The following is a 1,148-nucleotide window of genomic DNA, read 5'->3' on the forward strand; positions in this document are numbered from 1 at the left end:
GGTGTTGTCATCACCACTACCGGTGTTGCCGTTACCACTGCCGGTGTTGTCATCACCACTACCGGTGTTGCCGTTACCACTGCCGGTGTTGCCGTTACCACTGCCGGTGTTGTCATCACCGCTGTCTGCGCTGTCGCTAGGGCCGCCATAGCTGAGGTGATCGGAAGTTAGAGCATCACGAGTCCAGTTGCTATCAGGGCCTTCCCATTCCAGCTCCAGAACCTGACCGCCACCCCATTCATAGTAAAGCAGTTCGATCTCATGAGCTCCGGCTGCTAACTCAAGTGTTACGGTCTGCTCTAGCCGTGCATGCAAGCCATCGTTATTAATAACGGGTTTACCATCGATATAGAGTGCGGAGCCATCATCAGAAGTTAGATAGAACGTATAAGTCCCGGCCTCCTGGATGTTGATATACCCGTTATAACGAGCTGCAAACATATCTTGCGGCCCGCCCTCCCAAAACGCATCTGTTCCAGATGAGAATTTAACTATTTCAACTATCTCAGTTGTTTCTGGGGTGGCCGAGAAGTCAATGTCCGACAAACCGTTAACCCAGTCAGTGATAATATAGTACGAGGCTTGCAGGCCAGGCTTTCCAATTAAGCTTTTGTCGTCACCGCTGCCTGTGTTGTCGTCACCGCTGCCTGTGTTGTCGTCACCGCTGCCTGTGTTGTCGTCACCACTACCTGTGTTGTCGTCACCGCTGCCGGTGTTGTCGTCACTGGTAATTGGATTTTGAGTTAGAGCACTACCGTTTAGGATTTCCCTTTTGCCGTCAGTATCAGGGCCTTCCCATTCCAGCTCCAAAACCTGACCGCCACCCCATTCATAGTATAGCAGCTCGATCTCATGAGCTCCGGCGCCTAACTCAAGTGTTACGGATTGCTCTACCGCTGCATGCAAACCATCGTTATCAATGACAGGTTTGCCGTCGATATAGAGTGCGGAGCCATCGTCAGAAGTTAGATAGAACGTATAAGTACCGGCCTTCTGGATGTTGACATACCCGTTATAACGAGCTGCAAACATATCCTGAGGCCCGCCCTCCCAGAAGGCTTCTCTCCCCCGTGAGTAAATCTGATCAACCGTCCCTGTTGCTGTGGGTGCTGCATCAAAATCGATCTCCGAAAGACCGTCTACCCAGT

At 51.6% G+C, this 1,148-nt stretch carries 1 protein-coding gene; it reads right to left on the reverse strand.

What is annotated here, in order from left to right:
- Window positions 1-1,148: PA14 domain-containing protein (locus ACR0KN_RS22445; RefSeq protein WP_480656698.1), on the reverse strand; the 1,148-nt coding region annotated here is incomplete at both ends.

The organism is Ruegeria sp. AP7, assembly GCF_056539905.1.